We start from the raw sequence: 12,878 nt of genomic DNA on the forward strand, positions 1-12,878 counted from the left end.
CATGGCTGCTAAAGAAGTTAAATTCGGCGATTCCGCCCGCAAGAAAATGCTGATTGGCGTAAACGTCCTGGCTGACGCAGTAAAAGCGACCCTGGGCCCGAAAGGCCGTAACGTGATCATCGAGAAGAGCTTCGGCGCTCCGACCATCACCAAGGACGGCGTTTCCGTTGCCAAAGAAATCGAACTCGAAGATCGTTTCGAAAACATGGGCGCGCAGCTGGTCAAAGACGTTGCCTCCCGTGCCAACGATGACGCTGGTGACGGTACTACTACCGCTACCGTTCTGGCTCAGTCTATCGTCAACGAAGGCCTGAAAGCCGTCGCTGCCGGCATGAACCCGATGGACCTGAAGCGCGGCATCGACAAGGCGACCATCGCCATTGTCAAAGAGCTGAAAAACCTGTCCAAGCCATGCGCTGACTTCAAGGCAATCGCTCAGGTAGGCACCATCTCCGCCAACTCCGACAACTCCATCGGCGACATCATTGCCGAAGCCATGGAAAAAGTCGGTAAAGAAGGCGTGATCACCGTTGAAGAAGGCACTGGCCTGGAAAACGAGCTGTCGGTTGTTGAAGGCATGCAGTTCGACCGTGGCTACCTGTCCCCGTACTTCGTCAACAAGCCGGAAACCATGGTTGCCGAGCTGGAAAGCCCGCTGATCCTGCTGGTCGACAAAAAGATCTCGAACATCCGCGAAATGCTGCCAGTGCTGGAAGCCGTTGCCAAAGCCGGCCGTCCACTGCTGATCGTATCGGAAGACGTTGAAGGCGAAGCCCTGGCGACTCTGGTAGTGAACAACATGCGCGGCATCGTCAAGGTTGCAGCCGTCAAGGCTCCAGGCTTCGGCGACCGTCGCAAGGCCATGCTGCAGGACATCGCTGTTCTGACCGGCGGTACCGTTATCTCCGAAGAGATCGGCCTGAGCCTGGAAAGCGCCACCCTGGAAAACCTGGGCAGCGCCAAGCGCGTGACCATCTCCAAGGAAAACACCATCATCGTTGACGGTGCTGGCGTTGAAACCGACATCCAGGCGCGTATCGCTCAGATCCGTGCACAGGTTGCCGAAACTTCGTCCGACTACGACCGTGAAAAACTGCAAGAGCGCCTGGCCAAACTGTCCGGCGGCGTTGCAGTGATCAAGGTTGGCGCTGGTTCCGAAGTTGAAATGAAAGAGAAGAAAGCCCGCGTTGAAGACGCCCTGCACGCAACCCGTGCAGCCGTTGAAGAAGGCGTGGTACCTGGCGGTGGCGTAGCGCTGATCCGTGCTCTGGAAGCTCTTACCGATTTGACTGGCGACAACGCTGATCAGAACGTAGGTATTGCTGTTCTGCGTCGTGCTGTTGAAGCACCACTGCGTCAGATCGCTGCCAACAGCGGTGACGAGCCAAGCGTTGTGGTCAACGAAGTCAAGAACGGCAAAGGTAACTTCGGTTACAACGCTGCAACTGGCGAATACGGCGACATGGTCGAAATGGGCATCCTGGACCCTACCAAGGTGACTCGTTCGGCTCTGCAAGCTGCTTCGTCGATTGCCGGTCTGCTTCTGACTACTGACGTTGCAATTGCCGATGCACCGAAGAAAGACGGTGGCGCTGGTGGTGGCATGCCAGACATGGGCGGCATGGGTGGCATGGGCGGCATGATGTAAGCCAGCCTTACCCCATACGAAAAACCCCGCCTGCGATGAGCAGGCGGGGTTTTTTATTGCCCTCGATTTCATCCTGGTTCAAGACCGAGGTGTAGCTATGCGGGCAAGCCACGCTCCCCCAAAGGTGATGCGCACCCTGTGGGAGCGTGGCTTGCCCGCGATGACGTCAGATCAGGCGCTGACCGGTTGCGCTTTAATTACAGCTTCAGCTCTGGAGGCTGGTCGATACATCACGTAGTAATATGACCCCAGACAAATCAGCCAGCAGAAAATCGCCGTCCACACGTTGTGCGAGAAGAAGTGCGCGCCCTGCATCATCCGGCTGATGGAGAACACCGAACCCAGCGCGAAGGCAAAGATGAACGCCTTGCGTGCCAGGCGCGGACGGCGGTCACGCAGTACGAAGAACAAGGCAAACAAGGTGAATCCGGTGGCGGCATGACCGCCCGGCCAGCAGCGGCCAGGCTTGTTGGTCTCCGGACGATGGCTGAGCAGTTTGCTGTAGGTTTCGTGGCCACCAAACTGTTCAAGGCTCCATGGACACTGCACCGCAGTCACCGCCTTCATCGGCGTCACGAACGAAGTCGCCAGACCCAGTGACAGCACCAGACAACCCAATTCACGCTTGAACGGTTTGAGTCGCTCGATGAAAAACGCCGCGACGAAGCCGATTACCGCAAACACCGAAAAGGCGATCACCACCTGTTTGGCGCGGTCGTGGAGGATATCTTCAAGGAAGTGACTGTGGCGCCCGATGAAGTCGCCCGCGACCGGGTCATAAAACATTCGGGCCAGCACCATGTCCAGATCGGTCAATTCCAGCAATATCAGAATGACCGCAGCAACGGCAGGAACTCCAAGGCAAAGCCAGAAGTTCAGCGGCCGTGGGGCAGGGCGTACAACGTTTGATGACATGACAGATCCTGAACAAAAAAATGCCCCGGAGCATCAGTCCGGGGCAGTTCGGTTATTGTTCGCTGACTTGCGGAGCGCCCTCCTTGGGTGCCTTCCAGCCAAGCAGCTGTTGCGTGAAGCCATAACTGGCCGATTGGTAATAGGTGATGGCGCGGCTGATCAGCGGATCAGCGCTGGTGGCCCGGGATTCACGGCTCTCGGTGAGCGCATCGTCATGCCGGCGCAAGCCTTTGCGCGGGCTGAGAATCGCCAGATCCTTGCCGTCGAACAAGCCCAGATGCTGGTAGTTGCCGACCACCACGCGCGGTGGCAATTGATTCTCTTGCAGCAGGTTGCGACCAAAGAATGTCGAGGTGTAATCCAGATTCAGCAAGCCCAGCAGGGTCGGAGCGAGGTCGATCTGGCTGGCCAGTTGGCCGTCCTCACGCGGCTCGATCAGCTTCGGCGCATACACGAACAGCGGGATCTGATAGTTGCTGATCGGCAAGTCTTCCTTGCCCGCGCTACCGGCAGTGTGGTCGGCGACAAAGATAAAGATCGTGTTGTCGAACCACGGTTTTTTCCGCGCTTGCTCAAGGAACTGACCGATGGCGTAGTCGGTGTATTTCACCGCGCCGTCACGACCGTTGCCGGACTTGATGTCGATCCGGTTGTCCGGATAGGTATAAGGACGGTGGTTGGAGGTGGTCATCAACTGCAACAGAAACGGTTGCTGTTTGGCGTAATCGGCATCCGCCAGTTTCAGGGTCTGGTTGTACAGATCCTCGTCGGCCATGCCCCAGGCGTTCTTGAAGTGGATCTCTGATTCTTCGACGCTACTCTGGTCGACGACGCGATAACCGTTGCCGCTGAAGAACGCGTTCATGTTGTCGAAGTAACCGCGTCCGCCGTAAACGAACACGCTGTCGTAACCCACGGCGCTCAACTGCTGGCCGAGGCTGGCAAAACCGCTTTCACGGCCAATGCGCTTGACGATCGAGCGTCCTGGCGTTGGCGGGATGGCGAGGGTGATCGCTTCCAGACCACGGTCGGTGCGAGTGCCGGTGGCGTAGAAGTTGTTGAAGTACAGGCTCTGTTTGCGCAAGACGTCGAGATTCGGCGTCAGGTTACGCCCATCGCCATTGCTGCCCAGATACTTGGCGCTCAGACTTTCGATGGTCACCAGCACGATGTTCGGTTTGCGCGTTACGCCCGGGTTGTCGATCACTCGGCGAATGTCCTGCGGGTCCTTGCCGATGAAACGGGCGTTGGATTCACCGAGTTCGGCGCGAATCTGCTGTGCGACTTTTTCCGGTGGCAGGCTGCCGTAGAACTGGCCGTAGTCCAGCTCATTGTTACGGAACGCGGCGAAAAACTGATAAGGCCCGTTGCTCGCCAGCTCGTTTTGATAGGCGTTGCCACCCTGAGCACGCGGCGCGTCCTGGCTGAGCAGTTGCAGGCTCAGACCGGCGACGACCAGCAGGCCCAGCGCGTTGAGCAGGCGTGCGCGCAATGGTGGCATCGGCGCGTTCATCGCGGCATTGAAGGGTTTGCGCAGGACCAGGCTCAGCACCACGGCCAGCACCGCGAGAATGCTCAGCAGCATGCCGATCGGATACGACTCCAGCACGTTGTTCAGTACTTCATCGGAATACACCAGATAGTCGACGGCGATGAAGTTGAAGCGCACGCCGAACTCATCCCAGAACAGCCATTCGGCCACCGAAACGAACAGCATGACAAACAGGCTGACAGTCAGCAGACCTTGCAGGAACCAGCGATGACCGCGACGGCGCCACAAGGCCGGCGGGCACAGCAACAGATACAGACCCAGCGGCAGTGCCGCATACGCAAGAAACCCCAGGTCATACAGCAGGCCGATACCGAATACGGAAACGGCAATACCGCCGGCCTCATCCAGATGAGTCAGCAGCAGAATGATTCGGGTCAGGAAAAACACCACCAGCCAGGCGCCGGTAACAAGCAGCAGAAAGCGCATGGGCGCCGTCTTGAAAGAGTCCATTTGTGTACATCCTTATTATCAGGCTCGGAGTGTTGCGCGCTCACTGTAATCAGGTTGTGAACCGATAGTGAAAAACTTGTTAAAAATTTAATTTGGTTGAGAGAGTTGATCTACGTGGCTTTCAGCCCTAGCCCTGAGTCGGCGTTGGTCGTAAGCTGCGCGGGCCACGACGGCTGTTACTGTGTACGGAGGAGATGCCAATGCGAATTCTATTGGTCGAAGACAACCGCGATATCCTGGCCAATCTGGCCGATTACCTGGGCCTCAAGGGCTACACCGTCGATTGCGCCCAGGACGGATTGTCAGGCCTGCATCTGGCTGCCACCGAGCATTACGACCTGATCGTTCTCGACATCATGCTGCCGGGGATCGACGGCTACACCCTGTGCAAACGCCTGCGCGAAGACGCCCGACGCGATACCCCGGTGATCATGCTCACCGCCCGCGATCAACTGGACGACCGCCTGCAAGGCTTCAAGTCCGGTGCCGACGATTATCTGGTCAAGCCATTCGCCCTGTCCGAATTGGCTGCACGGGTCGAAGCAGTGATGCGTCGCACCCAAGGCGGAGGCCGACGTTCGTTGCAGGTCGGTGATCTGAACTATGACCTCGACACCCTTGAAGTGACCCGCGAAGGCAAGTACCTCAAACTCAACCCGGTTGGCCTCAAGCTGCTGGCGGTGTTGATGCAAAAGAGCCCGCACGTCCTGCGTCGGGAAATTCTTGAAGAAGCGCTGTGGGGCGATGACTGCCCGGACAGCGACAGCCTGCGCAGCCACGTTCACCAGTTGCGCCAAGTGATCGACAAGCCGTTCGCCAAGCCGTTACTGCACACCGTGCACGGTGTGGGTTACCGCTTGGCCGAGGGTCGTGATGGAGTTTAAGCAAAGCCTTTCCCAGCGGATCATCATCGCCTTCGCGCTGATGAGCGCGTTGGTGGCCGGGGCCTTCGCCATGGGCATCGTTGCGACGGTGCATCTGGTGGAGGAAAAACTGATCTCGGCGGGGCTTGGCGGTGACTTGCAGCGCTTGCTGCTGATGGACAATGTGTCGGACTGGAGCCATCGCCCGGAACCGGATCAGCTGTTTTATTTCAGTGGCGGGCCGGGCGATTTTGAGTTGCCCAAGGATTTGCGTCATCTCGATGCAGGTTTTCACGAAGTGTTCCGCGAGCAACTGTCGTATCACGCGATGGTCGAAATCGTCGACGGCCGCCGTTATGTACTGCTGCAGGATCAAAGCGATTTCGAAGAACGTGAGCGCGTGCTGTTTGCCGTGGTGCTGGTGGGCTTTGTGCTCAGTCTGGCGCTGGCGGTGTTTCTTGGCTGGGTGCTGGCGCGCAAGGTAATGGCGCCGGTGGTGCGGTTGGCGCGACAAGTGCGTCACCGCGATCAGTTGCTCGGACTGGCGCCACCACTGGCACCGGATTACGCCGCTGACGAAGTCGGCGAGCTGGCGGTGGCATTCGATGCAACGCTCGGTCGCCTGCGTCAGGCGCTGACCCGTGAACGCCTGTTCACCAGTGACGTCAGCCACGAACTGCGCACACCCTTGATGGTGCTGGCCAGTTCCTGCGAGTTGCTGCTGGAAAACCCCGGCCTTGATCCGCGCGGTAGGGCTCAGGTCGAGCGTATTGCCCGGGCCAGTGAAGAGATGCGCGAATTGGTGCAGACCTTCCTGATGCTCGCCCGCGCCCAGCGTGAAGACGCCGGGTCGGCGCCTCAGCAACATCTGGCCCATGTGGCCGAAAACCTGTTGGTTGTATGGCGCGAACCAATCGAATCCAAGGGCCTGAGTTTGACCTTCGAGCCAGGTCAGCCACCGGATACGCGTTTTAATGCGACGCTTTTAAGCGCGGTGATGGGCAATCTGCTGCGTAACGCTTGCCACTACACCGAGACGGGGTTCATTCGCTTGACGCTGAACCCTAATGGTTTTGTCGTCGAGGACTCGGGTGTGGGTATTCCCGAAGAGAAACGTGAGGCGATGTTCCAACCGTTCGTCCGTGGCAGCGAAAAACGTGGTGAAGGACTTGGCCTGGGGTTATCGCTGGTGCAACGCATCTGTGAGAACCAGGGCTGGACGGTCACCTTGAGCACCATGGAGCCCAACGGCTGCCGCTTTGAAGTGGACCTGAGTGTGAGCTGAGTCAAACTAATGCCCCCCGGCTATTGCACGAAATGTGTAAAACCCTGTAATAGTTTGCTGGTTTACCTGACGTTTTTTTCACAAAGGGATGACCTGACGCTGACACGTCGCTCCATAAGGTGGGGCCATCAGTAACTCAGGAGTCCCGATGATGGCTGGCCCGATCAAACTCGATTTTTCCGAGAAATACGACGACGTACATGCGCAGAAATATCTGCACAAGCATCAGAACGGTCTCGGGCGTCGATTGTCCCATTGGCGTGACGAGCAGTTGGCCCGCAAGGCGCTGACGCTGGCCGGTGAACCTGGGTTGGTGCTGGACCTGCCTTGTGGTGCCGGGCGTTTCTGGCCATTGCTGGCAGAGAAGCATAATCGGGTGATCATCGGCGCGGACAATTCCGAGTCGATGATCAAGACCGCAATGCAATCGCAACCCGCTGAAGTAGTGAAACGGGTACAACCCTTGCACACTTCTGCGTTCGACATTGCCTTGCCGGATAACTCTGTCGACAGCATTTTTTGTATGCGCCTGCTCCATCACATCGGTGAAGCCGAGCATCGACGGACGATTCTGCGCGAATTCGAACGGGTCACCCGTGACAGTCTGATCGTTTCACTCTGGGTCGATGGCAATTTCAAAGCCTGGAAACGCCAGCGCGCAGAGAAAAACCGTGACAAGCGCGAGTATCAGAATCGCTTTGTGTTACCAGCCGCTACGGTTGAGAAAGAATTTGAGGAGGCGGGTTTCCGCATCCAGGAACAGTTGGACTTTATTCCGCTCTACGCCATGTGGCGAGTTTACGTATTACGCAAGAGGTAACAGGATGGCAGTGCAGATTGCAGCAGAAACGGAAGTCGCTCCTCAGGACCGCTTTGATTACTACTGGAACCAGCGGGGCGAATGGGTAGAAGAACCCAACGTCCGCCGGGGTGGGGAAAGTGGTGTGCAACGTGTCGTGGCACGCGATGGTCAGCTGCTCTATGCGAAACGCCAGACTGGACATATTTACCGCAGTTGGCTGCACCCGTTCGGACGACCGACGGTATTGCGCGAACTGGATGCACTGAACGGCGTATCCCGGCTCGGTGTGCGGGTGCCGGAAATCGTTTTCTGCGGTGCCTTGCCTGATCCGCAGCACAAGTGGCGTGCACTGTTGGTAACAAAGTCGCTGGACGGTTTTCAGGAATTCGAACACTGGTTAGCGGCTGGCGGACGCGAGCTGCATGGCGAAGCGGTCTATGAGCGAGTGCTCAAGGACATGGCCGAGAATATGGCCCGCATGCACAAAGGCCGCTGGCAGCACAGCTGCATTTACATCAAACACGTGTTCGTGCGAGTCACGGGCGAGGGTGAATCGGCCAAGGCCGAAGTGGCATTGATCGATCTGGAAAAGTGCCGCCAGCGTCTGACCGCTTATCGCGCCGCGTCCCATGACATGAAACAACTACGTCGCCATTCGTCGTTCAACGACACGGACTGGAAAAAACTCGTCTATTTTTATGAGACGGCGTTTGGCAGCGCTATCAAAGGTTTATAGCGATGAAACTCGAAATTGCACGAGGTGTGTTTCTGGTAGGAGCCTTGGCAGTTGCTTCGTTGGCGATGGCTGCCTGGGAGCAGCCACGCATGCAGGTCATTGGCGCATCCAGCGGTGATGCCCATTGTGCTGTGCCACGGGTGGCGAAAGCCTCCGTGGCTACAAAACCCGACCATGATTTGTTGCTGTTCATGTTCGGATTGTCCCAAGGGATGAGGCCGCAAAGTTGAATCGATTGAAGCCCAAATAAAAGGCTCCGCAAATGCGAGGCCTTTTTTTATGCCCGCATTTTGAATCCTGCACGGGCTAATGTGGGAGCGAGCCTGCTCGCGAAAGCGGCATGACAGTCAACGCATCTTTGTCAGGTAGAACGCTTTCGCGAGCAGGCTCGCTCCCACAGGGGTCATGGGTGTTCTTTGGTATCCGGTTTCGCCAGCAGTGTGTAAACGCACGGCAGCACGAACAATGTAAATAACGTCCCGATCGACATCCCCGTGGCAATCACCAGCCCGATATCAAAGCGGCTGACAGCCCCCGCACCAGTCGCCATGATCAACGGCACCATGCCGAACACCATCGCCGCAGTAGTCATCAACACCGGGCGCAGACGTATCGCTGCCGCTTCCTCCACCGCCTCTCGCGGTGTCAGACCCTTGTCTTTGCGCAACTGATTGGCGAACTCGACGATCAGGATGCCGTGCTTGCTGATCAGGCCGATCAGCGTCACCAGCCCGACCTGGGTGTAGATGTTCATGCTCGACCAGCCGAGGAACAGCGGAATCAGCGCTCCGCAGATCGACAGCGGTACCGTCACCAGAATTACCAGCGGATCGCGGAAGCTCTCGAACTGCGCCGCCAGCACCAGGAAGATAATCGCCAGCGCCAGAGCGAACGTCACCCACAGCGCGTTGCCTTCCTGCACAAACTGCCGCGACGCACCGCCGTAGTCGAAGGAAAACCCGGCTGGCGCTTCTTCGCTGGCGATCTGTCGGACGGTATCGATCGCCTCGCCCATGCTCACCAACGGGAACCCGGACAACTTCGCCGCATTCAGTTGCTGGAACTGATTGAGTTGTCGCGGCCGCGCCCGGTCGGTGACAGTGATCAGGGTCGACAGCGGCAACAGCTCGCCCTTGGTGTTTTTCACGTAATAGTTGTTCAGCCAGTCCGGATTGTCGCGATAAGCGCGCTCGACCTGAGCGATGACCTTGTAGCTGCGCCCTTCGATGGTGAAACGATTGATTTCCGCCTCGCCGAGCAGCGTGGCCAGGGTGCCGCCCAGATCCTGCATCGACACGCCCATTTGTGCTGCCTTGGCGCGGTCGATATCGACCACGACCTCAGGTTTGTCGAAGGCCAGGTCAAGGTCGACGAAGGCAAATTTGCCCGACTCGGCCGCACGCTTTTTGATGCGCTCGGCGACTTGCAGCAGCAGCGTGTAGTCGCTGGCGGTGTTGATCACAAACACGAATGGCAAGCCTTCCCCGGTACCCGGCAGGGAGGGCAGGTTGAAGCCGAAAATCTGCAAACCGGCGATCTTCCCCAGCTTGCCTTGAACCTCGGGGAGGATCTGCATCTGCGTGCGGCTGCGCTCGTTCCACGGCTTGAGCAGGAAGCCGCCGATGCCGGTCTGCACACCGTTGTAGCCGTTGATCTGGAACGAAGAGTAGTACTCCGGGAATTCCTTGAAGATTTTGATGAACTCGTCGGTGTAGGTGTTCAGGTAATCGAGGTTGGTCGGCTGCGGCGAGTTGGCCATCATGAAAATGATGCCCTGGTCTTCGTCCGGCGCCAGTTCCGATTTGGTGAACTTGAGCAGCACCGGAATCAGGCACAACACGATCACCGCAAACACCAGCACCACCGGCCGGGTGTTGAGCGTGCCGTGCAGCGTGCTCTGATAGCGGCGCTTGAGGCCATCGAAGATCCGGTCGAGACGATGGGCGAGGCCGCTGGGGTTGGCTTCGTGGCGCAACAGCAGGGCGCACATCATCGGCGACAGGGTCAGGGCGACGACCCCGGAAATCACCACAGCGCCGGCCAGGGTCAACGCGAACTCCTTGAACAGCGCCCCCGTGAGCCCGGTGAGAAAACCAATCGGCGCATACACCGCCGCCAGAGTGATGGTCATCGACACCACCGGCATGGCGATTTCCCGCGCACCTTCCAGGGCTGCATCAAACGGCGTTTTGCCCTCTTCGATGTGCCGGTGAATGTTTTCCACCACGACAATCGCATCGTCCACCACCAGACCGATGGCCAGCACCATCGCCAACAGGGTCAGGAGGTTGATCGAGTAACCCATCATTTGCATGAAAAACATCACGCCGATCATCGACAGCGGAATGGTCACCACCGGGATCACTACCGAACGCAGCGCCCCGAGAAACAGGAACACCACCACGATTACGATCAGCACCGCTTCGAACAGGGTTTTCACCACTTCGTCGATGGAGGCCTGAATGAACAGCGTGGCGTCGTAGGCGATTTCGCTTTTGAGGTTCGGCGGTAGCTGGGCTTCCAGCTCCGGCATGATCTTGCGCACTTCCTTGATCACGTCCAGCGGGTTCGCACCCGGGGTGGCCTTGATGCCGATGTACACCGATGGCGTGCCGCCGAAGGAGCTGATGGTGTCGTAGTTTTCCGCACCCATTTCCACCCGCGCCACATCACTGAGCAGCACGCGGCTGTCGCCACTGACCTTGAGCGGAATCGCGCCGAAGGCTTCGGCGGATTTCAGCTCGGTGTTGGCGTTGATGCTGGTGACCACGTACTCGCCTTTCACTTCGCCGGCAGCGGAGAGGAAGTTGTACTGGCGCACCGCGTTGGTCACGTCACTGGCGCTGAGGCCGAAACCGGCGAGCTTCACCGGGTCGATCCACAGGCGCATGGCGAACACCTGATTGCCGAGAATCTCCGCTTCGGCCATGCCCGGCAGCGTCGCCAGTTTTGGCTGGATCACCCGTGACAGGTAGTCGGTGATCTGCGGGTTGCTCAAGTCCTTGCTGAAGAAGCTGATGTACATCAGCGCCGAAGCGTCCGCTGCCTCTTTGCTCAGCACCGGATCTTCGGCGTCCTGCGGCAGTTTGTTTTTGACTTCGTTGGCCTTGGCCAGCAACTCGGTGAACAAGCGGTCGCTGTTGGAGCCGATGCGTGCGTAGATCGAGATCACCGAGAAGTTCTGGCGACTGACCGAGGTCATGTAGTCGATGCCCTCGGCGCTTGCCAGACTCTGTTGCATCGGTTGGGTGATGTAGCCCTGAATGGTTTCGGCGTTGGCCCCGGGGTAGGCGGTTGTCACCGTGATCAGGGCGTTTTCCATTTGCGGGTACTGGCGCAGCGGCAGCTTGCTCCAGGCCTGGAACCCCAGCAGCACAATCAGCAGGCTGACCACGGTGGCGAGCACCGGGCGGCGGATGAACGGGTCGGTAAAAGCCATGGGAATTCCTTGATCAGTCGGCGCGAGGCGGACTGTTCTGCTCGCCGAGGGTCTTGTCGTCGCTGATGGCGATGTGCGCGCCGTTGTCCAGTTTGATCTGGCCAGCCGTCACCACTTGTTCGCCGCTCTGCACGCCCTTGTTGATCATCACCAGACCGTCGCGGCGCTGACCGGTCTCGATGAAGCGGCGTTCGGCGATCAGCACCGGTTGGCCCTTGTCGTCCTTTTCGACGCTGCCGTCCTCGGCTTTCTTCTGCCCGACCACGTACAACGAATTGCCGTAAAGGGTGTAGGTGATCGCGCTTTCCGGCACGACGATGTGCTTCTGTGGATCAGGCAACAGCACTTCGAGGCTGGCAAACATCCCCGGCAGCAACTTGCCGTTGGGGTTGGCCAGGGTGGCGCGAACCAGAATGTTACGAGTGCTGGCTTCGACCAACGGGTTGATCGCGCTGATCGCTCCGGGGAAGTTCTGCCCCGGGTAGGCCGCGACACTGATCTGCACCGGTTGCCCGAGCGCGAGTTTCGGCACCGATTGCTCAGGCACGTAGAAATCGGCGTAGAGGCTGCTCAAGTCTTGCAGGGTAGCGATCATGGTGCCGCTGGCGAGGTAGTCGCCGATGTCCACCTGACGAATGCCGATGGTGCCGCTGAACGGCGCGACGATGCGTTTTTTTGCCAGCGAGGCGTTGAGCTGATTGACCGTGGCCTTGTTCTTTTGCAGCACTGCAGATAGCCGGTCGTATTCGCCCTTGGAGATGGCACGGCTGTCGACCAGTTGGCTGCCGCGCCCGAAGTCCAGTTGCGCAAGGCCGAGGTCAGCCTTGGCGGTTTCCAGCAGCGCGCTTTCGACGGCGCTGTCGAGTTGCAGCAATGGTTGCCCGGCCTTGACCTTCTGCCCCGATTCGAACTTCAGTTCGGTGACGGTACCGGCAACCTCCAGACTGAGATTGACCCCTTGCAGCGCCTTGAGCGAGCCGACGGTAGGCAAGCGCATCTGCCACGGACGCTCGGTGGCGGTGGCCACGGCGACACTGATCGGCGGTTTCGGCTTGGAGAATCCCTGAATCATGGTGTAGATCGAGAACGCTTTATACCCGGCCAGCACTAGGACGATCAGCAACACAACACCCAACATGATCAGCATGCGGCGACGCAGCATATTTCCAGTTCCTTGGATAAATCAGG

At 58.5% G+C, this 12,878-nt stretch carries 10 protein-coding genes; 6 read left to right on the top strand and 4 right to left on the bottom strand.

Features of this window, described 5'->3' with window-relative positions:
• Position 1: 1 nt before the first annotated feature.
• On the top strand, positions 2-1,648 hold the full coding sequence (groL, locus tag ACTWLJ_RS13245; protein WP_445181125.1) for a chaperonin GroEL: 1,647 nt from the start codon (positions 2-4) through the stop codon (positions 1,646-1,648).
• A 171-nt stretch (positions 1,649-1,819) separates the two neighbouring features.
• Here groL and ACTWLJ_RS13250 read toward each other — a convergent pair whose 3' ends face one another.
• Both ACTWLJ_RS13250 and ACTWLJ_RS13255 read right to left on the bottom strand, forming a co-directional pair.
• Positions 1,820-2,563: a phosphatase PAP2 family protein gene (locus tag ACTWLJ_RS13250; RefSeq protein ID WP_445181126.1), complete on the bottom strand. Its 744-nt coding sequence runs from the start codon at positions 2,561-2,563 to the stop codon at positions 1,820-1,822.
• Between the two features lie 52 nt (positions 2,564-2,615).
• The gene (locus ACTWLJ_RS13255; RefSeq protein ID WP_445181127.1) at positions 2,616-4,565 is read right to left on the bottom strand and encodes an LTA synthase family protein; all 1,950 of its coding nucleotides are present in this window, start codon (positions 4,563-4,565) and stop codon (positions 2,616-2,618) included.
• 200 nt (positions 4,566-4,765) lie between these two features.
• Between ACTWLJ_RS13255 and ACTWLJ_RS13260 the strand changes: the two genes are divergently transcribed.
• From ACTWLJ_RS13260 to ACTWLJ_RS13280, 5 genes are all read left to right on the top strand, one after another.
• Positions 4,766-5,449, top strand: coding sequence for a response regulator transcription factor (locus ACTWLJ_RS13260; RefSeq protein WP_401218566.1), 684 nt, complete (start codon positions 4,766-4,768; stop codon positions 5,447-5,449).
• Entirely contained in the window at positions 5,439-6,713 is a 1,275-nt protein-coding gene (locus tag ACTWLJ_RS13265; RefSeq protein WP_445181128.1) for a sensor histidine kinase, read from the top strand. The genes ACTWLJ_RS13260 and ACTWLJ_RS13265 overlap by 11 nt, the downstream gene beginning before the upstream one ends.
• 151 nt (positions 6,714-6,864) lie before the next feature.
• Positions 6,865-7,533 carry a class I SAM-dependent methyltransferase gene (locus ACTWLJ_RS13270; protein WP_401218560.1) on the top strand — a complete coding sequence of 223 codons (669 nt, stop codon included), beginning with the start codon at positions 6,865-6,867 and terminating at the stop codon, positions 7,531-7,533.
• Positions 7,534-7,537: 4 nt separating this feature from the next.
• Positions 7,538-8,251, top strand: a complete 714-nt coding sequence (locus tag ACTWLJ_RS13275) for a lipopolysaccharide kinase InaA family protein (protein WP_445181129.1) — start codon at positions 7,538-7,540, stop codon at positions 8,249-8,251.
• 2 nt (positions 8,252-8,253) lie between these two features.
• A complete protein-coding gene (locus ACTWLJ_RS13280; protein WP_401218555.1) occupies positions 8,254-8,481 on the top strand; it encodes a hypothetical protein in 228 nt (75 codons plus the stop codon).
• A gap of 173 nt (positions 8,482-8,654) precedes the next feature.
• Here the strand turns inward: ACTWLJ_RS13280 and ACTWLJ_RS13285 are convergent, their stop codons facing one another.
• Together ACTWLJ_RS13285 and ACTWLJ_RS13290 are read right to left on the bottom strand one after the other, a co-directional pair.
• Positions 8,655-11,690: a multidrug efflux RND transporter permease subunit gene (locus ACTWLJ_RS13285; protein ID WP_445181130.1), complete on the bottom strand. Its 3,036-nt coding sequence runs from the start codon at positions 11,688-11,690 to the stop codon at positions 8,655-8,657.
• A gap of 13 nt (positions 11,691-11,703) precedes the next feature.
• Positions 11,704-12,852 carry an efflux RND transporter periplasmic adaptor subunit gene (locus ACTWLJ_RS13290; RefSeq protein WP_445181131.1) on the bottom strand — a complete coding sequence of 383 codons (1,149 nt, stop codon included), beginning with the start codon at positions 12,850-12,852 and terminating at the stop codon, positions 11,704-11,706.
• Positions 12,853-12,878 lie beyond the last annotated feature (26 nt).

The sequence above is a fragment of the Pseudomonas sp. McL0111 genome (assembly GCF_052567255.1).

Excerpts from the sequence above, each read along its gene's own strand:
- ACTWLJ_RS13265 (WP_445181128.1), top strand. The coding sequence starts at position 5,439 with ATGGAGTTTAAGCAAAGCCTTTCCCAGCGGATCATCATCGCCTTCGCG.
- ACTWLJ_RS13275 (WP_445181129.1), top strand. The coding sequence starts at position 7,538 with ATGGCAGTGCAGATTGCAGCAGAAACGGAAGTCGCTCCTCAGGACCGC.
- ACTWLJ_RS13270 (WP_401218560.1), top strand. The coding sequence starts at position 6,865 with ATGGCTGGCCCGATCAAACTCGATTTTTCCGAGAAATACGACGACGTA.
- ACTWLJ_RS13280 (WP_401218555.1), top strand. The coding sequence starts at position 8,254 with ATGAAACTCGAAATTGCACGAGGTGTGTTTCTGGTAGGAGCCTTGGCA.
- ACTWLJ_RS13255 (WP_445181127.1), bottom strand. The coding sequence starts at position 4,565 with ATGGACTCTTTCAAGACGGCGCCCATGCGCTTTCTGCTGCTTGTTACC.
- ACTWLJ_RS13250 (WP_445181126.1), bottom strand. The coding sequence starts at position 2,563 with ATGTCATCAAACGTTGTACGCCCTGCCCCACGGCCGCTGAACTTCTGG.
- ACTWLJ_RS13285 (WP_445181130.1), bottom strand. The coding sequence starts at position 11,690 with ATGGCTTTTACCGACCCGTTCATCCGCCGCCCGGTGCTCGCCACCGTG.
- ACTWLJ_RS13260 (WP_401218566.1), top strand. The coding sequence starts at position 4,766 with ATGCGAATTCTATTGGTCGAAGACAACCGCGATATCCTGGCCAATCTG.
- groL (WP_445181125.1), top strand. The coding sequence starts at position 2 with ATGGCTGCTAAAGAAGTTAAATTCGGCGATTCCGCCCGCAAGAAAATG.
- ACTWLJ_RS13290 (WP_445181131.1), bottom strand. The coding sequence starts at position 12,852 with ATGCTGCGTCGCCGCATGCTGATCATGTTGGGTGTTGTGTTGCTGATC.